Genomic DNA, 19,526 nt, shown 5'->3' with positions numbered 1-19,526 from the left:
TGCAGGCCACGCCAGGCAACGATTCCGCTCGAAGCCAGCACGGTTTTCCACAACATTTTCCACAGCGGCAGGGGAGAACTCCGCGCCTGAAAGCTCGCCCCGGCATCAGCCGGATCTATCAGCGGGATTTGCCGCGAGCGGTCTTCCTGTGGCTCTCGGCACGCGCCGTGTCAGTCCCCGCCAGGGCGCTGCCGCCATTCGCCTGGTCGAGCCACAACAGGGCGTCGACATAGGACATGAACCGGTTGAGGTACTCCGGCGACAGGTCGCGCATCAACGTGAGTGAGCGATGCACGAGGTGGTGCGAGTTGAGAGGCCCGGCATTCTGCGGCATCTTCGCGAGTGACTGCGTCAGCCGTCGATCGGCACTGAGCTTCGACCAGGTGCTTCTGAAGTACCTGAGCGTCTTCAGCTCGGCAGGGGAGGAGAGACCGGGCGCAGCGTCGCGTGCCGCCGCGCCGTCCCCGTGGGACGACGGATGCCGGCCGACGTGGTCGACGAGCTCCGCGAGCGGCCCGCGACGCGACGGGCCTTGCACCGTGGTGGTCTCGTCTTCCGTGCACCTCGCCCTTTCGAGATCCTCGCCATACGCCGCCAGCAGCCTGGCCAGCTTGTCGTCCAGGATGCGTCGCGCGGCGCCATGGTGGGTGGCCGCCCGTTGGGCCAGCGCCTCGATGAAGCGAAGGCGGACGGGATCGAAGCGATGATCGCCGCGCTGGCGCCAGGCGTCGATCATCGCGCCCGGATCCATGTTCAGGACCGTCGGCGCCGCGCCGCTTCCACCTGCCTCGCCGCTGCTCACGGGGCGACAAGCTTGTTCGACGGTCGCGGCGTCGGCGCCATTTCCACGCGCCGGTTCTTCGAACGTCCGTCGGCATCGGCATTCGACGCCACCGCCTGCTCGGAACCGAAGGCTGCGGCAAAGACCGAGGCCGATGGGACGCCTTCCTCGATCAAAGTCCGGGTCACCGTCAAGGCCCGCTGGGCCGACAGCTCCCAGTTGTCGGCGAATCGACGGTTGCCGTCGCGCACCTGCCGATCGTCGGTGAAGCCGCTCACCATCAGGATCTCGTTGCGGGCCTGGAGGTAGGCGGCCAGCGGTGCGGTCAGGCTCTTCAGCAGTTGCCGGCCATCGGGCTGCAATTCGGCGGAGTTGACGGAAAACAGCACGCTGCCGCTGATGCCGATGCGCCCGTTGTTCAGCGTCACCCGGCCCGCCGCCAGGGGCCCGGCCAGGGCTTGCTCGAGCGCCTGCAGCCGTTGCGCCTCCACCTGCCGCTGCTTGACTTCGGCTTCCAACCGGGTCGCGAGTTCCAGTTGCATGCCGATCACGCACACCAGGATCAGCACGAAGGCCCCCAGCAGCCCCGACATCAGGTCGCCGAAGACGGCCCAGACCGGCACTGTCGGCTCCAGGCCGGCGTCCATGTCCTCGGTCATCACGCTTCGCTGCCCACGGCTGCCCGGCTGCTGGCGAGCTGCTGCAGATCCTCGACGATCTGCTTTTGCGACATGATGCTCAGGTCGATGACTTCTCTCGCCTGCGTCACGTAGTAGTCCAGTTGCTCGTCGCTGCGTGCGATGGACTTGCTGAGCGCGCCCTCGATGCGCTGCAGATGGGTCACCAGCTTGTCGTTCGACTGACTGAACAGCTGCACGCCGAAGCCGAACGCTTCGCCCAGGCTCGCCACTTCGACGGCGCTGCCGGTGATCTGTGCGGCGACCTCGGCCATCTTCCCGGATTCCGCGTCGACCTTCTGCGTGAACCGCGTGCCGACACGGTCCAGCAGATCCGCCGACGCGGCGACCAGCGCATCGATCGCGGCGCGCTGTTCGGTGGAGGCATGGTTCACGGCGCCGAGCAGGGTTTCGAGGGTTTCCAGGATGCGGCTGCGTTCCTCCAGCATCGCGTTGTCGCGGGCCATGCTGTCAGACAGCTTCTGGCGCAATTCGGCGATCACTTCGGCTGCGGCGCGGGGGGCTTCCGAGGCGGTTTGCATGAGCTGAGCGATCTCGGCGATCGTATTCTTGGCGTGCGCTGCCGCCTGGGCGGAAATGCCGGTGGCGGTCTCCGCCAGCGTGTGGCAGATCTGCTGCTGCTGGCGCTCGGTGCGCGCGCCCGCCTGCTGCCATTCCTGCTGGAGCGACACGGCCATCGTCTCGAGTGCCTGGGTCCAGGCCGCCAGCCGCTGCTGGTCTTGCGACGCCATCTCGATCTGCAGGTCTGCATGCGCCTGGTCCACCGTGCGCAGCAGCGAAGCCGAGTGCTGCTCGAAGGTCGCCGCCGCCGCCGCCAGCGCGCCCTGTGTGTCCCGCGACAGGTTCTCGCTGACGCGCTCCTGCTGCGCCAGGGCGCTGCGCCAGGTGTCCGACACGTTGCCGACCGTGGCTTCCAGCCGGGCGGAGACGTCCCCGATCAGCGATGCCGAGCGTTGCTCGAAGGTTTCGGCGAAGTGGTCGAGCGAGGTGCGCAAGTCCTGGGACTGCGCCTCGCTCGCGCGCTGGTGCCCGACGAGCGCGGTCTTCCAGAGGTCCGCCACGGTGGTCGTGGTCGCCTCGAAGCGGGTCGACAGTCCGTCCAGCTGCCGCTGCACGCTGTGCTCGACGGTGTCGTGCAGCGAGGCCGCTTCGCGCGCGATCCCGGCCATCGTGGCTTCGACGACCGGTTGGATCGTCGCGCCGGCAGCGCGGGCACTCTCGGTCAGGCTGTCCTGCAAGGATCGGCCGACGGAGGAGGCCAGGCCTGCATACACGGCCTCGGCCTTGCTGTGGAAGCTGTCCTGGCCGGAGATCAGGCGCTCGTTCAACGCCTGGCCCTGCCGTTCCATCGTCGCCATCATGGCCTGCAGCCGATCGACCAGTTCGGGCAACGCCTGGCCCTGCCGCTGTAGCAGCTTGAAGGACTCCTCGCGCTGATGGGCCAGCGAGAAGACGCGCAGGGTGGTCGCGATCCGCGTGTCGAGCAGTTGCGCCGTCTGCAGTCTGTCGCGCCGGCACAAGGCGGAGACGAGGCCGAGCATGGCGGATGCGGCCACGCCCGCGAGCGAGGTGCCGAAGGCCAGCCCCAGTCCCTTGACCGGGGCGGCCAGGGAGGAGCGGATGGCCTGCAGGTCCGACGCACTGTCCAGCGCAGTGCCGGTGCCGTTCAGGGTCACCACCATGCCGAGGAAGGTGCCCAGCATCCCCAGCAGCACCAGCAGCCCTGTCAGGTACGGCGTCAGGGCCGGGCCGGGCAAGCCGACGCGCTCGCCCTCGATGCGCAGGCGCACCGCGTTCTGCAGGGAAGGGTGCAGTTGATCGAGCCAGTGGCCCAGGCTCGGGGGGGGATTCGGCATGTCCGCCACGGCGCGTGCCAAGGTGGAGGTGGCCTGGTGGAAACGGTGCAGTTCCAGCGCGCCCATCAGGTAGAAGGCGCCGATCAGCACCGTGATCGCCAGTGCCAGCGGGTTCGTGCCGATGTACCCGACGCCGACCCAGCACACGGCGGCCAGGCCCACGAAGAATGCGGCGTGATGAAGAAATCTGGTCATGGGGACTTTGGTTGGCTCGTTCGAAGGGCTTCGAGCAGCCCTTCGACCGGTTGAAATCGAATATCCAGTTCGGCGAGCAGCACGCCTTGCATGTCCTTGGCGAAGACGTCCAGCCACTTGCCGGGCTGGACCTCACCCTCGGGCTCGTCCGGGGACGTCGCCTGATCGGCCCGGCGCAGGCGCGCGAAGCGCTTTTCGAGCAGCGCGGGCACGGTCGACAGCAGGCGCTGCTCGTGCCCACCCAGCACCTGCTCCATGACCGCATCGACGGCTGCAAGCCGGGCCATGGCAGGCGATCCGGCCGCCAGCCTCGAACGCAGACGGCCGCGCAAGGGGCCGATGCCCGCTTCCATCGCCTGTTGCCTGGCGACATAGCGCCGACGGTATTGCGCGAAGTCGGTGGACGTGTCCATGGGGGTGGCGATGGCCTTCACCAACGCGGTTCGCACGCGCGTGCATTCGGCTTCGTCGGCACTTCCGAAAGCCCGTGCGCCGGAGGTCGGAGTTGCCGGACTGCCGTCCAGCGCCGCGGACAGCGAGATGGCGTCGGTCCAACTGAGCCAATGACTCAATCGATCCGCGAAAGCCTGTTTGGATTCCGGAACGTCGGTGTCGGCCAGTCGAGCGAGCAAGCGAATGAGCGCCGAGCCGGTGAGACCTGTGCGCCGTGACACTTGCACCATACTGGGAAAACCGAGCATTTTACATCGGCCGCTCCCCGGGATGGCCTGTGCCCCGCGCGCCGGGTGGGGGCGGGACGTAGACTTGGGCTCGACGACGGGCCGGCGTCGGCCCAGGATCGGCCAAACGACCGGCTACCTCAACTCGACATCGCTCTTCCGGACCCTCCATGCCCAACTTCCCCCACGACATCTACACCGAGCCTTCCGACCTGGATGGCGCAACGCTCGCCAATCTCGGTCCATTGCGCAGAATGGCCGGCCTGTGGCGGGGCGAGAAAGGCGTGGATGTCAAACCCAAGGCGCAAGGCCCGAAGACGCAGGTCTACGTGGAGCACTATGAGCTGCAGCCGATCGACCCGCAGACCAACGGCCCGCAAGTGCTCTATGGCCTTCGCTATCACACCTCCATCCACAAGCCCGGCCAGACCAAGATGTACCACGACCAGGTCGGCTACTGGTTGTGGGAGCCTGCCACCCTTACCGTCATGCACACGCTGGCCATTCCCCGAGGCCAGATCGCGATGGCCAGCGGCAAGGCGAGCGCAGAGGCGGACCGCTTCGAACTCACGGCCACGCGCGGAAGTCTGGTGAACGGCATCGTGTCCAACCCCTTCATCGAGCATGCCTTAACCACGCTGGAGTGGCGTATCGAGGTCGCCTTCAATGCCGACGGAACCTGGTCCTACGACCAGGACACCGTGATGCAGATACAGGGGCTGGCCGAACCCTTCCACCACACCGACCGCAACACGCTCACGAAGGTCGGCGAGCCGTCGCCGAATCCGCTGGCGATGCGGGATTGAGTGCAGGTACACGCGGCGATTTCCTACATAGAGAGTGCATTGAGGCCATTCAAGCTTCGCTTCCTCCAACCCACGACACGATGAAGCATGACGGAACCAGGAAACCTCGAGGATGAGGAACTGCTCAACCGGGCCCATCAACTGCGCTTGCTGGCACTGCGCGGCCACTCCGAGGCGCGGGGCTCTGCCCGCGCTCACGAAGTCGAGGTACGGCGTCGTTTCGGAGTGGCCACGACCCTGAACGCACCACTCGACCCGGCCCCGGCGCGCCGCCGTCCGTTCTGGCGCTTCTGGTGACCCTTGGGGCTGCCGGGCGACACAAGCGCCGGCGCCCGCGACAAGCGACCAGGTGGCGGGCGTCGGGCTCGGCGCTGCGGTCCGATGAGGCAAGGCAAGCCGGTCGAGGCACGCGGATAATTCGCGCACACCCCCATTGCAGCAGCGAGAAAGAAAGAGCATCCATGCGTTCATCCCAACCTGCCGGCCACCTGATTGTCGAGTGCCTGATCGAGCAAGGCGTCGAACTGGCCTTCGGTGTCCCAGGAGAGAGTTTTCTTGCGGTGCTCGACGGATTTCATGTCTACGGCGATCGCATTCGCTTCATCGTCAACCGCCAGGAGGGCGGGGCGGCCTTCATGGCCGAGGCGCACGGCAAGCTGAGCAATCGGCCCGGCGTGTGCTTCGTGACCCGCGGTCCCGGCGCCACCAATGCATCGATCGGCGTGCACAACGCCTTCCAGGATTCCACGCCGATGGTGCTGTTCGTCGGCGATGTCGGCAGCGACTTCCGCGACCGCGAGGCCTTCCAGGAGGTCGACTATGCGAGCTTCTTCGGGCCCAGCACCAAGGGATTCGCGAAGCGCGTGGAGCGCATCGACGATGCCGACCGCATTCCCGAATACGTGGCGCGTGCCTTCGCCACCGCGATGAACGGCCGCCCGGGCCCGGTGGTGCTGGTGCTGCCCGAGGACATGCTGCGCACGATGACCTCCGCCCGGCCACTCCAGCGTGTCGAGCCGGTGGCGGCGTGGAGCGACCCCGGCGCACTGCGAACCTTGCGCGAACTGCTGCTGAAATCGCAGCGGCCCCTGGTGATCGCCGGCGGAGGCGGCTGGACCCCGCAGGCGGCGCAGGCGCTGCAGCGCTTCGCCGAGAACTGGAGACTGCCGGTGGCGAACGCCTTTCGCTTCCAGGACACTTTCGACAACCACCATCCGCTCTACGCCGGCGACGTCGGCATCGCGATCAACCCGAAACTGGCCGAGCGCGTCCGGCAGAGCGACCTGATCCTCGCGATCGGCCCGCGCCTGGGCGAGATGACCACCGGCGGCTACACGCTGCTCGAAGCGCCGAAGGCGAAACAGACGCTGGTGCACATGCACGCCAGCGCCGAGGAACTGAATCGCGTCTACCAGGCCGACCTGGCGATCAACGTCGGCATGGCCTCGGCCGCGCGCAGCCTCGAGGTGCTGAGCGCACCGACCGAGTTGCCATGGGAGGCCTGGACCGCGGCGGCCCATGCCGACTACCTCGCGAACCTGGAGCCGCAGCCGCTGGCCGGCCTGCCCGCCGACTCGCCGCGCGGTGCCGTCGACATGGTGGAAGTGGTCCGGCTGCTGCAGAAGCACCTGCCGCCCGATGCGGCGATCACCAACGGCGCGGGCAACTTCGCGAGCTGGGTGCACCGCTACTTCCGCTACCACGGCCTCGCCAAGGGCCACAAGACGCAACTCGCGCCCACCAGCGGCGCGATGGGGTACGGCGTGCCGGCGGGCATCGCGGCCAACATCGCGACCGGGCGCGTCGCCTTCACGATCGCGGGCGACGGCGACTTCCTGATGAATGGGCAGGAGCTTGCCACTGCCTCGCAGCATGGCGGCAAGAGCATCGTCGTGCTGCTCAACAACGGCATGTTCGGCACCATCCGCATGCACCAGGAGCGCGAGTACCCGAACAAGGTGAGCGGCACCGCGCTGCGCAACCCGGACTTCTGCGCGCTGGCCCAGGCCTACGGCTATGCCGCCGAACGCGTGACCGAGACCTCCCGGTTCGAAGGCGCGCTGCTGCGCGCGCTGGCGGCCGAGACCGGCACGCTGATCGAGATCCCGCTCGACCCCGAAGTGATCACCACCCGCGGCACGCTGAGTGCGATCACGAAGGCGGCCGAGGCGCAGGCCGCCGGCCGCTGAGAAAAGGCAAAAGGCAAAAAAAAGCCGGCAGGTGCCGGCTTTTCCGAGGCAAGCGCGCGAGGCGCTTGCAGGCTTACTTGACGTGCTTGCCGATCAGCGAGGCCAGTTCGAACATCGACACTTGCGCCTTGCCGAAGATTTCCTTCAGCTTGGCGTCGGCGTTGATGTTGCGCTTGTTGGCCTTGTCCTGAAGGTTGTTCTTCTTGATGTAGTCCCACAGCTTGCTCACGACAGCGGTGCGCGGCAGAGGCGTCGAACCGACCACAGCGGCGAGCGCCGGGCTGGGGGTCAGGGCCTTCATGAACGCAGCGTTGGGGGTGCGCTTCTTGGCGGGAGCAGCAGCCTTCTTCGCGGGAGCAGCCTTCTTGGCCGGAGCGGCCTTCTTGGCGGGCGCTGCCTTCTTCGCAGGAGCAGCCTTCTTTGCCGGTGCAGCCGCCTTCTTGGCCGGAGCGGCCTTTTTCGCAGGAGCTTTCTTGGCCGGAGCCTTCTTTGCAGTTGCCATGGTTGATTTCCTTTTTTGGTTGGACACTTTCACCAATGAAAAGCAGTGTCTCCATCGGCATTGCGGATGCTAAAGGAGAAGAAACGCGTTTCCAAGGGAAAAAGCGACTTTTTCATTGGGGGCTGTTGTTTTTTCAGAGGGGAGAAAGCAGTGGCTTTCTCCAGCGAGAGGCTTCAGCTGCGGCGCGAAGGCCATGTCGCGAGTACCACGCCGAGCAGCGCGAGCGCAAAAGCGACCACTTGCGCAGCCGCCAGTCCCTCGCCGAGCACCAGCACACCGACCATCGCGGCGCTCACCGGCAGCATCACGGTGAACACGCCCGCCTGCGAGGCGGGCACGCTCTTGAGACCGGTCATCCAGAGCCACACCGTCCAGATGCTCGCGGCCAGCGCGTAGACCAGCAGCAGGGTCCAGATGCCGATGGACACCGAGCTGAAGTCGAAGCGCAGCGCGAACCAGATGCCGAAGGGCGTCGACAGCACGAAGCCCCAGAGATTGATCAGCGAGGAGATGCGCTTGGGCCCGAGCCGGCCGGTCAGCGACTTGCCGATCACCGCGTAGGCGGCCTCGCAGAGCACCGCGCAGAACACCAGCAGGTTGCCCAGCCAGGGCATCGAGGCGCCGGCCCCGGCGTCGGCATGCGCGGCCGCCGGCGCCGGCGCCAGCGCGAGCAGCCCGATGCCGAGCGCGGCGCAGGCGATTGCCAGCGCGACGCGCGTCGTGATGCTTTCGCGCAGGAACACCCGGCTGCCGATCGCCACCACTGCCGGGATCGACGCCATGATCACGCCGGCCGACACGGCACTCGTCAGGCTCACGCCGAACAGCATGCAGATCGAGAACAGGAAGTTGCCGAGGAAGGATTCGAGGAACACGAGCCCGCGTGTGCGAGCGGTCATCGATGGCTCGCCGGCCGGCCGCCGCAGCCAGTGCGGCATCGCCAGCGCCGCGATGCCGAAGCGCAGCCAAGCCAGCAGCAGCACCGGAAAGGCGGCCACCAGCGGTTTGGAGAGGGCGACATAGCTGCCGACCAGCGACATGCTCAACGCGAGGCAGCCATAGGCCACGAGGCGGCCGGATGCGTGGGATGCGGTGTTCAATAGACGGGTGCCGTTCCGAGGATTGATTCGATGATGCCCGATTCCCATGCCGCCGCCGCCGCGGCGCCCCGCCATGTCTTCGTCTACGGGACCCTGCGCGCCGGCGGCAGCAACGACATTGCCCGCTTCGCGCCGCCGCCCGAACGGGTCGCCGATGGAGTGATCGCCGGCACGCTGTACGACCTCGGCGCCTATCCGGGCGCGGTGCTGGGCGGCGAGGGCAGGGTGCGGGGCGAGATCTACCGGATCACGCCGGCGCTCGAAGCGCAGCTGGATCTGCTGGAAGATGTGAAGCTCGACGACACGGGCGAATACATCAAGCGCGAAGTGCGGGTGCGCGTGGCCGAGGCGCAGCTTGCCTGCCTGGTCTACGAGATCCATCCCGGTCGCATCGCCGGCCGTGCGCCGATCGCCAGCGGCGACTGGTTTCGCCGCGATTGACCTGGATCGGCATGTCGGTTTTCACGCGCGAAAAACTCGCTTCGCATTGTGAAATTGCGGGCTGCTGCGCCGCAATAAAATTTCTCAATACAAGAAAAATAATTTCGCATTGAGAAAAATCGTCGTAAGTTATTGATTTCATTGGCTCAAAAATATGTCTTCTATAAGACATAAGAGTCGCCGCCTGACTTACAGTAACTCCCACGACGCGACAGCGCCACCTCTCAATCAACCCTCGGAGTGACCATGCCCCAGACCCTCACAGAACAATTGAGCCGCGAACAGCAGATTGCCGCCCTCGAAAAGGATTGGGCGACCAATCCGCGCTGGAAGGGCGTCAAGCGCGGCTACAGCGCCGCCGACGTCGTGCGCCTGCGTGGCTCGCTGCCGATCGAGCACACGCTGGCCCGTCGCGGTGCCGAGAAGCTGTGGGAGAAGATCAACGGCGGCGCCAAGAAGGGCTACGTGAATGCCTTCGGCGCGATCAGCGCCGGCCAGGCGATGCAGCAGGCCAAGGCCGGCCTCGAGGCCGTGTACCTGTCGGGCTGGCAGGTCGCCGCCGACGGCAACACGTCCGAAACCATGTATCCGGACCAGTCGCTCTACGCCTACGACTCGGTGCCGACGATGGTCCGCCGCATCAACAACACCTTCAAGCGCGCCGACGAGATCCAGTGGGGCCGCGGCGTCAACCCCGGCGACAAGGAATTCATCGACTACTTCCTGCCGATCGTGGCCGACGCGGAAGCGGGCTTTGGCGGCGTGCTCAACGCCTTCGAGCTGATGAAGAACATGATCGCCGCGGGCGCCGCAGGCGTGCATTTCGAAGACCAGCTCGCCGCGGTGAAGAAGTGCGGCCATATGGGCGGCAAGGTGCTCGTGCCGACGCACGAGGCATGCGAGAAGCTGATCTCCGCGCGTTTCGCGGCCGACGTGATGGGCGTGTCGACCATCGTGCTGGCTCGTACCGATGCCGAAGCCGCGAACCTGATCACCTCCGACCATGACGCGAACGACAAGCCCTTCCTCACCGGCGAGCGCACGCAGGAAGGCTTCTACCGCGTCAAGAACGGCCTCGAGCAGGCCATCAGCCGTGGCGTCGCCTACGCGCCGTATGCCGATCTCGTCTGGTGCGAAACCGGTGTGCCGGACATCGGCTTCGCCCGTGAATTCGCGCAAGCCGTTCACGCGGCCTGCCCGGGCAAGCTGCTCTCCTACAACTGCTCGCCATCGTTCAACTGGAAGAAGAACCTCGACGACAAGCAGATCGCATCGTTCCAGGAAGACCTCTCGGCGCTGGGCTACAAGTACCAGTTCATCACGCTCGCGGGCATCCACATCAACTGGTACAACACCTTCCAGTTCGCGCATGCCTATGCCAACGGCGAAGGCATGAAGCACTACGTCAACATGGTGCAGGAACCCGAGTTCGCTGCGCGTGACAAGGGCTACACCTTYGTGTCGCACCAGCAGGAAGTCGGCRCYGGYTACTTYGAYGAMGTSACCACSGYGATCCAGGGCGGCWMRTCSAGCGTSAMSGCGCTGACCGGCTCKACCGARGAAGARCAGTTCCACTGAGACCCGAGGGTCTCTGATTCATATCCCCGCGTGAGCCTCTCACGCGGGGATTTTTTTCGTCCACGCTTCCCGGTGGGCTCAGTCGGCCACGCGCAGGTCGCGCACGCCCCGGCCCAGGCGCTGGCGCAGCAGCGCGCGCAGCGTGACGCCTTCGGCATAGCCCACCAGCGTCGCGATCTGCTCCAGGCTCCTGTCGCTGGTCTTCAGCAGATGCACGGCACGCTCGACCCGCAGGTCCTGGAAATACGACAGGGGCGTCTTGCCGAGCACCTGCTGCAGCCGGCGCGCCAGCGTGCGCTTGCTGGTGCCAGCGGCGAGCGCCGCCTCGTCGAGCGAGAAGCCCTCGGCCAGCCGGCCGCGCGCCCAGCGTTCGAAGCGTTCGACGGTCGGGTCCGAATGGCTCAGGTGGTCGGTGATCACGTAGGCGGACTGCGAGGGGCGCGAATCGACGATCAGGTACTTCGCCACCAGCGAAGCCAGTTCGGGACTGGCCTGGCGCACCAGCAGCAGCGCCATGTCGACATGGCTCAGCGCCGCGCCCGCGGTGAGGAAGGCGCCCGAACTCACCAGCATGCGGGACTCCTCGAGCCGGACCGCGGGGTAGCGCTGTCGGAACAGGGTCGACAGCCACCAGGTGGTGGTGGCGCTCTGGCCGTCGAGCAGCCCCGATTCGGCCAGCACGAAGGTGCCGATGCAGGCCGCGGCGATCCGGACGCCGCGCGCCGACTCGTCGCGCAGCGACGCCGTGGCGTCCGCGATGTCGCGGCGCTGCAGCGCGAGCTGGAGCCCCTCGGGCATCTTCTCGCCGATCGCCGGGATCACGGTCCAGTCCGGCGTGCGCATCCGGTCGGCGGGTTGCACCGGAACGCCGAGTCCCTGCGAGGTCCGCACCGTTCTTCGCATCCCGACCAGCGCGACGTCGAAGGGCGGCTGCGCGAAGCCGAGCATGCCGGCGAGTTCGTTGGCGGTGCCGAAGACGTCCTGCACCGTCGCCAGGCCGGTATCGAACACGCCATCGAGTGCGAGGATGTTGACTCTCATGGCAATAACGATAGCAAAGATGTCAAAAATGCCAATAGAGCAAATCCGCGGCCCGGCCTAGAGTGACCCACGGTCGTCGCAATCTCGCGCCACCGCATTCACCGGAGATCCACATGATCAAGTACGCACTGTTCGCCCGCCTCGAGGCCAAGCCGGGCAAGGAAGCCGAGGTCCAGCAGTTCCTCGAAGCCGGTCTGGCGATGGCGCGCGAAGAGAAGACCACGCCGATCTGGTTCGCACTGCGCCTGACGCCGGGCACCTTCGGTATCTTCGATGCCTTCGAGGACGAAGCCGGCCGCCAGGCCCACCTCTCCGGGCCGATCGCCCAGGCCTTGATGGCGAAGGCGCCGGAGCTGTTCGCCAAGCCGCCGTCGATCGAGCCGATCGAGGTGCTGGGCCTGAAGAACGCCGCCGCGGCGAGCTGACGCCGCAGCGGATAGAATCGCCGGCTCAGACTCCGTACCAACAAGAGCGAGAAAGGCACCCTGGTTATGACACCGCGAACTACACCGCATGCAACGAGCGGTCTTTTCCCTGAAGGAAAAGGCCGGTAGGCCGCGCATGCTGGACACCTTCCAGCGCATCACCAAGCCAAGCGCGGTCCCCTGACCGCGCTTTTTTGTTTCTCGCCGAGGTTTCTTCCATGATCCAGATCACGCTTCCCGACAACTCGCAGCGCGAGTTTCCCGGCCCGGTTTCCGTGGCCGAGGTGGCCCGCTCCATCGGCCCCGGCCTGGCCAAGATGACGGTGGCCGGCAAGGTCGACGGCCGGCTGGTCGATGCCAGCGACCTCATCGACCGTTCCGCCAAGCTGCAGATCATCACGCCCAAGGACGACGAGGGCCTGGAGATCATCCGCCACTCGACGGCCCACCTGGTCGGCCACGCGGTGAAGCAGCTCTACCCGACGGCCAAGATGGTGATCGGCCCGGTGATCGACGAAGGTTTCTACTACGACATCTCCTACGAGCGCCCGTTCACGCCCGAGGACATGGCCGCGATCGAAGCCCGCATGCGCGAGCTGATCGCGCAGGACTACGACGTGGTCAAGAAGATGACGCCGCGCGACGAGGTCATCGACGTCTTCAAGTCACGCGGCGAGGACTACAAGCTGCGCCTGGTCGAGGACATGCCCGACGAGAAGGCGATGGGGCTGTACTACCACCAGGAGTACGTCGACATGTGCCGCGGCCCGCACGTGCCGAACACGCGCTTCCTGAAGGTTTTCAAGCTGACGAAGCTGGCCGGCGCCTACTGGCGCGGCGACGCCAAGAACGAGCAGCTGCAGCGCATTTACGGCACGGCCTGGGCCGACAAGAAGCAGCTCGAGGATTACATCCGCCGCATCGAGGAGGCCGAGAAGCGCGACCACCGCCGGCTCGGCAAGGAACTCGACCTGTTCCACATGGATGAGGCCGCGCCGGGCCTGGTGTTCTGGCACCCGAAGGGCTGGTCGATCTGGCAGCAGGTCGAGCAGTACATGCGCCGCATCTACCGCGACACGGGCTACCAGGAGGTCAAGGGTCCGCAGATCCTCGACAAGAGCCTGTGGGAGAAGACGGGCCACTGGCAGAACTACCGCGAGAACATGTTCACGACGGAGTCGGAGAAGCGCGAGTACGCCCTGAAGCCGATGAACTGCCCGGGCCACGTGCTGATCTTCAAGTCCGACTTGCGCAGCTACCGCGACCTGCCGTTGCGCTATGGCGAATTCGGCCAGTGCCACCGCAATGAGCCGAGCGGTGCGCTGCACGGCATCATGCGCGTGCGCGGTTTCACGCAGGACGACGGCCATGTGTTCTGCACGGAAGACCAGATCCTCGATGAGTGCGTGGCCTACACGGCACAGCTGCAGAAGGTCTACGCCGACTTCGGCTTCACGGACATCCTCTACAAGGTGGCAACGCGGCCGGACAACCGGGTCGGCTCCGACGAGCTGTGGGACAAGGCCGAGCACGCGGTCATGGAGGCGCTGCGCCGCTCGGGCGTGGACTTCATCATCACGCCGGGCGAGGGTGCCTTCTACGGCCCGAAGATCGAGTACACGCTGCGCGACGCGATCGGCCGCCAGTGGCAGTGCGGCACGATCCAGGTCGACTTCAACACCGCCGAGCGCCTGGGCGGCGAATACGTGACGGAAACGAGCGGCCGCGCCTACCCGGTGATGCTGCATCGCGCGATCGTCGGCAGCCTCGAGCGCTTCATCGGCATGCTCATCGAACACCATGCCGGCGCGTTGCCCGCATGGCTCGCTCCGGTGCAGGTGGTGGTGCTCAATATCAGCGAAAACCAGGCCGATTACGCCGCGGAAGTTGCCAAAACGCTGCAGGATCAAGGGCTTAGAGTTTCGCTCGACCTGCACAACGAGAAGATTACGTATAAAATACGGAAGCATTCGTTGCAAAAGCTTCCTTTCATCCTCGTCGTAGGCGACAAGGAAAAGGAAGCAGGTGCCGTCGCAGTGCGCGCCCGGGGCAATGTTGACCTCGGTGCCATGTCGGTGGAGGCGTTCTCCCAAAAGATCGCTCACGACATCCAACACAAGCTTTGAATTTGAATGGATTCAAAGGCCGATTCAGTCGATCGGGCTGCTTGTGGGCGTGGACTCCCCGGCGTTCGCTACAGATTTTGTAGCAAGTTGTTTGAAGGATTCTGACCATCGCTACTGCATTTCGCGACCGCCGCCACCGCGAGGAACGCCAACACCGCCTGAACCGGGAAATCATGGCCCCGGAAGTCCGCCTGATCGGGCCCGAGAACGAGCCATTGGGTGTTGTGAGTCTTGCCGAGGCCTTGCGCCTGGCCGGTGAACAAGACGTCGACCTGGTCGAAGTTGTCGCGGCGGCCAATCCGCCCGTCTGCCGGCTGATCGAGTACGGCAAGTTCAAGTACCACGAGCAGAAGAAGGCGGCCGAGGCGAAGTCGAAGCAGAAGGTCATCGAGGTCAAGGAAATCAAGTTCCRCCCCGGTACCGATGATGGTGACTACAACATCAAGATGCGCAACATCCGGCGCTTCCTGGAAGAAGGTGACAAGTGCAAGATCACGCTGCGGTTCCGCGGTCGTGAAATCACCCACCAGGAACTCGGTCTGGCGCTGTTGCAGCGGATTCGCGACGAACTCGGCGACCTGATCCTCGTGGAGCAGTTCCCGAAGCTCGAAGGCCGGCAGATGATCATGATGATCGCACCGGGCCGCAAGAAGCCAGGCGGAGCGGCCAAGCCGGCTGCCGACGCAGCGGCGACGCCGGTTGCGGCGCCCGCAACGGCTTGAGTCGACGCGAGTCGAAATTTTTGCAGGGATTTCGCCCCTGAGCGCTCTCGAAAGGGGCGGGCAGGGGCGGGATAAAGAAGTGTCTCGGGGCCAACAAGCCCGTGGAATTTCCGCGGCGCCTCACGAGCACAAACTAAAGGAGCATTCACATGCCCAAAATGAAGACCAAGAGCAGCGCGAAAAAACGTTTCCGCGTTCGTCCCGGTGGCACCGTCAAGCGCGGTCAAGCCTTCAAGCGTCACATCCTGACCAAGAAGACCACCAAGAACAAGCGCCACCTGCGCGGTGCCACGGCAGTTCACGAAACCAACATGGTTTCGATGGCCGCCATGTTGCCCGGCAGCGGCATTTAACCCAGACGAACAAGGAGTACACACATGCCTCGCGTCAAACGTGGTGTAACGGCTCGCGCCCGCMACAAGAAGGTTCTCGCACTCGCCAAGGGTTTCCGCGGTCGCCGCGGCAATGTCTTCCGCATCGCCAAGCAGGCGGTGATGAAGGCAGGCCAATACGCCTACCGTGACCGCCGCACCAAGAAGCGCGTGTTCCGTCAACTGTGGATCGCGCGTATCAACGCCGCCTCGCGTGAACTGGGCCTGACCTACAGCCAGTTCGCCAACGGCATCCGCAAGGCCGGAATCGAGATCGACCGCAAGATGCTTGCCGATATCGCCGTGCACGACAAGGCCGCTTTTGCCGGCATCGTGGAGCAGGTCAAGGCCAAGCTGGCTGCTTGATCCTGCACAGCAGGCGGCCCGTCTCCGGACGGCGGCCTGCGCCCACGTCAAGGGCTGGCGCTTGAAAGGGCTCCAGCCCTTTTTTCATCGTGGCTCCAGCCCCGTTTCCTTTTTCATCTCGAAGATTTTCTCCATGAACGAGTTGGACTCCCTGGTCGACACCGCACGCGCCGCCTTCGCCACAGCGAAAGCCCCGGCCGAACTCGAGAACGCGAAGGCGCTGTTTCTCGGCAAGTCGGGCCGCATCACCGAGCTGATGAAGGGCATGGCGGCGCTCAGCGTCGACGAGAAGAAGTCGCGCGGCGCCCAGATCAATGTCGCCAAACAGGCCATCGAGGCTGCGCTCACCGAGCGCCGCCAGCAACTCGCCGACGAGGAACTGGCCGTGCAGTTGCGGGCCGAGGCACTCGACGTCACGCTGCCGGGCCGCCGCCGAGTGGCCGGCGGACTGCATCCGGTGAGCCGCACGCTGGAGCGCATCGAGGCCATCTTCTCGAGCATGGGCTTCGACGTSGCCGACGGCCCCGARATCGAGAGCGACTGGCACAGCTTCACYTCGCTCAACAACCCGCCGAAYCATCCKGCRCGTTCGATGCAGGACACCTTCTACGTCGACATCGACGGCGAGGACGGCGTGCCCTACAACCTGCGCCCGCACACCAGCCCGATGCAGGTCCGCTACGCGAACCAGCACGTGAAGAAGTACGCCGCGCAATTCGAGGCCGCGGCAGCCGACACCACCGGGACGGTCAAGGCGCCCGAGATCCGCGTGATTGCGCCGGGCCGGACCTACCGCGTCGACAGCGACGCCACGCACTCGCCGATGTTTCACCAGTGCGAAGGCCTGTGGCTGGGCGAGAACGTGAGCTTCAAGGACTTGAAGGTCGTCTTCACCGACTTCTGCCGCACCTTCTTCGAAAGCGACGACCTGGTGCTGCGCTTCAGGCCGAGCTTCTTCCCGTTCACCGAGCCGAGCGCAGAGATCGACATCCAGTTCCAGAGCGGACCGCTGGCCGGCCGCTGGCTCGAGGTCGCGGGCTCGGGGCAGGTGCATCCCAATGTGGTGCGCAACATGGGGCTGGACCCCGAGCGCTACATCGGCTTCGCCTTCGGCATGGGCCCGGACAGGCTCACGATGCTGCGCTACGGCGTCAACGACCTGCGCCTGTTCTTCGACGGCGACCTGCGCTTCCTCAGCCAGTTTCAATAAACGACAACGACGAGATCGACGAGATGCAATTCCCCGAGTCCTGGTTGCGCGAATTCTGCGACCCGCAGCTCAGCAGCGAAGCCCTGGCCGAGACGCTCACGATGGGCGGCTTCGAGGTCGAGGAGCGCCGGCCGGTGGCGCCGCCGTTCAGCCAGGTCGTGGTCGGCGAGATCAAGGAAGCCGCCCAGCACCCGAATGCCGATCGCCTGCGCGTGTGCCAGGTCGATGCCGGGCAGGGTGCCTTGCTCAACATCGTGTGCGGTGCGCCGAACGCGCGCGTCGGCATCAAGGTGCCGCTGGCGCTGGTCGGCGCCGAGCTGCCGCCCGGCGAAGACGGCAAGCCCTTCCTGATCAAGCTGGGCCAGCTGCGCGGCGTCGAAAGCCAGGGCATGCTGTGCTCGGCGCGCGAGCTCAAGCTCAGCGAAGACCACGGCGGCCTGCTCGAGCTCGCCGCCGATGCACCCGTGGGTGCCGACGTCCGCGAGGTGCTGAAGCTCGACGACTCGCTGCTGACCCTCAAGCTGACGCCGAACCTGGCGCATGGCCTGAGCGTCTACGGCATCGCGCGCGAACTCTCGGCGCTGACCGGCGCTCCGCTCAAGAAACCCGTCATTGCGCCGGTGGCGGCGGCTTTCTCGGACAAGCTGTCCGTGAAGGTCGAGGCGCCCGAGCTGTGCGGCCGTTTCTCCGGCCGCATCGTGCGCGGCGTCGACACGAAGGCCGCAACGCCGGCCTGGATGGTCGATCGGCTGGCCCGCTGCGGCCAGCGCAGCGTCACGCCGCTGGTCGACATCTCGAACTACGTGATGTTCGAGTATGGCCAGCCGACCCACATCTTCGATCTCGACAAGATCCATGGCGGCCTCACGGTGCGCTGGGGCCGGCCGGGCGAGCAGCTGAAGCTGCTCAATGGCAACACGGTCACGGTCGACGAGAAGGTCGGCGTGATTGCCGACGACCGCGAGATCGAGTCGCTGGCCGGCATCATGGGCGGCGACGCCACGGCGGTGTCCGACGACACGCGAAACATCTACATCGAGGCCGCGTTCTGGTGGGCCGAGAGCATCCAGGGCCGTTCGCGCCGCTTCAATTTTTCGACCGATGCGGGGCATCGTTTCGAGCGGGGCGTGGACCCGAGCCGCACCGTCGAGATCATCGAACGCATCACTCAGCTGGTGATCGAGATCTGCGGCGGCCAGGCCGGCGCAATGGATGACCAGCGCTTGCGCTTGCCCGAGCGCAAGCCCGTGACGCTGCGCGTGGCCCGTGCGGCGCGCGTGATCGGCATGCCGCTCACGCAGGCCGACTGCGCCGCTGCACTGCGCCGCCTGTCGCTGCCGGTGGAGGAGGGAGACGGTACGCTGGTCGTCACGCCGCCGCCGTACCGCTTCGACCTGCTGATCGAGGAAGACCTGATCGAGGAGGTGGCACGCCTTGTCGGCTACCAGAACCTGCCGACCACGCCGCCGATGGCGCCGATCACCGCGCGCCTGCGGCCCGAGGCCGAGCGCAGCCGCTTCGCGGTGCGCCAGCGGCTGGCCGCGCTGGGTTACCAGGAGACCATCAACTTCAGCTTCGTCGAGGCCCACTGGGAGCAGGAACTCGCCGGCAACGCCGATCCGATCAAGTTGCTGAACCCGATCGCGAGCCAGATGAGCGTGATGCGCTCCTCGCTCGTCGGTTCGCTGCTGCAGGTGCTCAAGTTCAATCTCGACCGCAAGGCGACACAGGTGCGCGTGTTCGAGCTCGGCCGCGTGTTCCTGCGCGACGCCGCGGTCACGACCACCGACAGCACGGTCAAGGGCATCCACCAGCCGATGCGGGTGGCCGGACTGGCCTGGGGCGATGCCGAAGACGGGCGCTGGGAAGGCAAGGCCGAACGCGTCGACTTCTTCGACCTCAAGGGCGATGTAGAGGCCCTGCTCGCACCGCGCGTGCCGACCTTCGAAACCGTCGAACATCCGGCGTTGCACCCGGGGCGCGCGGCGCGCGTGCTGCTCGACGGCCGTGCGATTGGCGTGGTCGGGGAACTGCATCCGCGCTGGCGCCAGAAATGGGACTTCGCGCAGGCCCCGCTGCTGTTCGAACTGGAGCTCGATGCGGTCATCGCCCGACCGCTGCCGGTGGCGCAGCCGGTGCCCAAGCAGCAGCCGGTCGAGCGCGACATAGCGGTGGTGGTGGCCGAGTCGGTCACGCACGATGCGCTGATGGGTGCCATCCGCGCCGCTTCCGACGCCAGCCTGCTGCGCGAGCTTGCGCTGTTCGACATCTATCGTCCGGCAGTCGCCCGCGACGGCACGGTGGCCGCCGGCGGCCTCGCGGCCGGGGAGAAGAGCATGGCCGTGCGGCTCAGCTTCAACAGCGACAGCGCGCTGACCGACGAACTGGTCGAAGCGGCGGTGCGCAAGATCATCGATCAACTCGGCGCCGGTCTCGGCG

The 19,526-nt window shown here is 66.0% G+C and carries 20 protein-coding genes; 12 read left to right on the top strand and 8 right to left on the bottom strand.

What is annotated here, in order from left to right; genetic code table 11:
* Positions 1–118 precede the first annotated feature (118 nt).
* From AC1D2K_RS05860 to AC1D2K_RS05845, 4 genes are read right to left on the bottom strand one after another with little or no spacing between them, the layout of a single operon-like run.
* Positions 119–802, bottom strand: coding sequence for a DUF2894 domain-containing protein (locus AC1D2K_RS05860; protein WP_478087039.1), 684 nt, complete (start codon positions 800–802; stop codon positions 119–121).
* Positions 799–1,440 (bottom strand): OmpA family protein, encoded by a 642-nt coding sequence (locus AC1D2K_RS05855; protein WP_478087037.1) that lies wholly within the window; start codon positions 1,438–1,440, stop codon positions 799–801. The genes AC1D2K_RS05860 and AC1D2K_RS05855 overlap by 4 nt, the downstream gene beginning before the upstream one ends.
* Positions 1,440–3,530, bottom strand: a complete 2,091-nt coding sequence (locus tag AC1D2K_RS05850) for a DUF802 domain-containing protein (RefSeq protein WP_478087036.1) — start codon at positions 3,528–3,530, stop codon at positions 1,440–1,442. The genes AC1D2K_RS05855 and AC1D2K_RS05850 overlap by 1 nt, the downstream gene beginning before the upstream one ends.
* The gene (locus tag AC1D2K_RS05845) at positions 3,527–4,213 is read right to left on the bottom strand and encodes a DUF3348 domain-containing protein (RefSeq protein WP_478087061.1); all 687 of its coding nucleotides are present in this window, start codon (positions 4,211–4,213) and stop codon (positions 3,527–3,529) included. Before AC1D2K_RS05845 ends, AC1D2K_RS05850 begins: the two co-directional genes overlap by 4 nt.
* A gap of 167 nt (positions 4,214–4,380) precedes the next feature.
* On the opposite strand from AC1D2K_RS05845, the gene AC1D2K_RS05840 reads away from it, so the two are divergent.
* The 3 genes from AC1D2K_RS05840 to AC1D2K_RS05830 all read left to right on the top strand — a co-directional run bounded on the left by AC1D2K_RS05840 (position 4,381) and on the right by AC1D2K_RS05830 (position 7,205).
* Positions 4,381–5,016: an FABP family protein gene (locus tag AC1D2K_RS05840; protein WP_478087034.1), complete on the top strand. Its 636-nt coding sequence runs from the start codon at positions 4,381–4,383 to the stop codon at positions 5,014–5,016.
* An 87-nt stretch (positions 5,017–5,103) separates the two neighbouring features.
* Complete coding sequence (locus AC1D2K_RS05835) at positions 5,104–5,313, top strand: hypothetical protein (protein ID WP_478087032.1); 210 nt, start codon at positions 5,104–5,106, stop codon at positions 5,311–5,313.
* Between the two features lie 164 nt (positions 5,314–5,477).
* Positions 5,478–7,205 carry a thiamine pyrophosphate-binding protein gene (locus tag AC1D2K_RS05830; protein ID WP_478087030.1) on the top strand — a complete coding sequence of 576 codons (1,728 nt, stop codon included), beginning with the start codon at positions 5,478–5,480 and terminating at the stop codon, positions 7,203–7,205.
* 73 nt (positions 7,206–7,278) lie between these two features.
* Here AC1D2K_RS05830 and AC1D2K_RS05825 read toward each other — a convergent pair whose 3' ends face one another.
* Complete coding sequence (locus AC1D2K_RS05825; RefSeq protein WP_478087059.1) at positions 7,279–7,707, bottom strand: SWIB/MDM2 domain-containing protein; 429 nt, start codon at positions 7,705–7,707, stop codon at positions 7,279–7,281.
* A gap of 173 nt (positions 7,708–7,880) precedes the next feature.
* The gene (locus tag AC1D2K_RS05820) at positions 7,881–8,807 is read right to left on the bottom strand and encodes a DMT family transporter (RefSeq protein ID WP_478087028.1); all 927 of its coding nucleotides are present in this window, start codon (positions 8,805–8,807) and stop codon (positions 7,881–7,883) included.
* A 33-nt stretch (positions 8,808–8,840) separates the two neighbouring features.
* Between AC1D2K_RS05820 and AC1D2K_RS05815 the strand changes: the two genes are divergently transcribed.
* Complete coding sequence (locus tag AC1D2K_RS05815) at positions 8,841–9,248, top strand: gamma-glutamylcyclotransferase family protein (RefSeq protein WP_478087057.1); 408 nt, start codon at positions 8,841–8,843, stop codon at positions 9,246–9,248.
* 246 nt (positions 9,249–9,494) lie between these two features.
* Positions 9,495–10,826 carry an isocitrate lyase gene (aceA, locus tag AC1D2K_RS05810; RefSeq protein WP_478087026.1) on the top strand — a complete coding sequence of 444 codons (1,332 nt, stop codon included), beginning with the start codon at positions 9,495–9,497 and terminating at the stop codon, positions 10,824–10,826.
* 78 nt (positions 10,827–10,904) lie between these two features.
* On the opposite strand, the gene AC1D2K_RS05805 is transcribed toward aceA, so the two are convergent.
* The gene (locus AC1D2K_RS05805) at positions 10,905–11,867 is read right to left on the bottom strand and encodes a GlxA family transcriptional regulator (RefSeq protein ID WP_478087024.1); all 963 of its coding nucleotides are present in this window, start codon (positions 11,865–11,867) and stop codon (positions 10,905–10,907) included.
* Positions 11,868–11,980: 113 nt separating this feature from the next.
* Between AC1D2K_RS05805 and AC1D2K_RS05800 the strand changes: the two genes are divergently transcribed.
* Together AC1D2K_RS05800 and thrS are read left to right on the top strand one after the other, a co-directional pair.
* The gene (locus tag AC1D2K_RS05800; RefSeq protein ID WP_478087022.1) at positions 11,981–12,292 is read left to right on the top strand and encodes a putative quinol monooxygenase; all 312 of its coding nucleotides are present in this window, start codon (positions 11,981–11,983) and stop codon (positions 12,290–12,292) included.
* A gap of 218 nt (positions 12,293–12,510) precedes the next feature.
* Positions 12,511–14,418 carry a threonine--tRNA ligase gene (gene thrS / locus AC1D2K_RS05795; protein ID WP_478087021.1) on the top strand — a complete coding sequence of 636 codons (1,908 nt, stop codon included), beginning with the start codon at positions 12,511–12,513 and terminating at the stop codon, positions 14,416–14,418.
* A 68-nt stretch (positions 14,419–14,486) separates the two neighbouring features.
* On the opposite strand, the gene AC1D2K_RS05790 is transcribed toward thrS, so the two are convergent.
* Positions 14,487–14,681, bottom strand: coding sequence for a hypothetical protein (locus AC1D2K_RS05790; RefSeq protein WP_478087063.1), 195 nt, complete (start codon positions 14,679–14,681; stop codon positions 14,487–14,489).
* Here AC1D2K_RS05790 and infC point away from each other — a divergent pair.
* From infC to pheT, 5 genes are all read left to right on the top strand, one after another.
* Positions 14,592–15,140 (top strand): translation initiation factor IF-3, encoded by a 549-nt coding sequence (gene infC, locus AC1D2K_RS05785; RefSeq protein WP_478087019.1) that lies wholly within the window; start codon positions 14,592–14,594, stop codon positions 15,138–15,140. The genes AC1D2K_RS05790 and infC overlap by 90 nt on opposite strands.
* Before the next feature lie 149 nt (positions 15,141–15,289).
* Positions 15,290–15,493 carry a 50S ribosomal protein L35 gene (rpmI, locus tag AC1D2K_RS05780; protein ID WP_028253491.1) on the top strand — a complete coding sequence of 68 codons (204 nt, stop codon included), beginning with the start codon at positions 15,290–15,292 and terminating at the stop codon, positions 15,491–15,493.
* Positions 15,494–15,517: 24 nt separating this feature from the next.
* Complete coding sequence (gene rplT, locus AC1D2K_RS05775; RefSeq protein WP_478087017.1) at positions 15,518–15,877, top strand: 50S ribosomal protein L20; 360 nt, start codon at positions 15,518–15,520, stop codon at positions 15,875–15,877.
* Between the two features lie 133 nt (positions 15,878–16,010).
* Positions 16,011–17,087 carry a phenylalanine--tRNA ligase subunit alpha gene (gene pheS / locus AC1D2K_RS05770; RefSeq protein WP_478087016.1) on the top strand — a complete coding sequence of 359 codons (1,077 nt, stop codon included), beginning with the start codon at positions 16,011–16,013 and terminating at the stop codon, positions 17,085–17,087.
* Between the two features lie 23 nt (positions 17,088–17,110).
* Positions 17,111–19,526 (top strand): phenylalanine--tRNA ligase subunit beta (gene pheT / locus AC1D2K_RS05765; RefSeq protein ID WP_478087014.1); only part of this gene is annotated, 2,416 nt, incomplete at its 3' end.

This window comes from Variovorax sp. P1_H12_2 (genome assembly GCF_056405335.1).
This window is presented reverse-complemented; position numbering and strand designations above follow the sequence as displayed.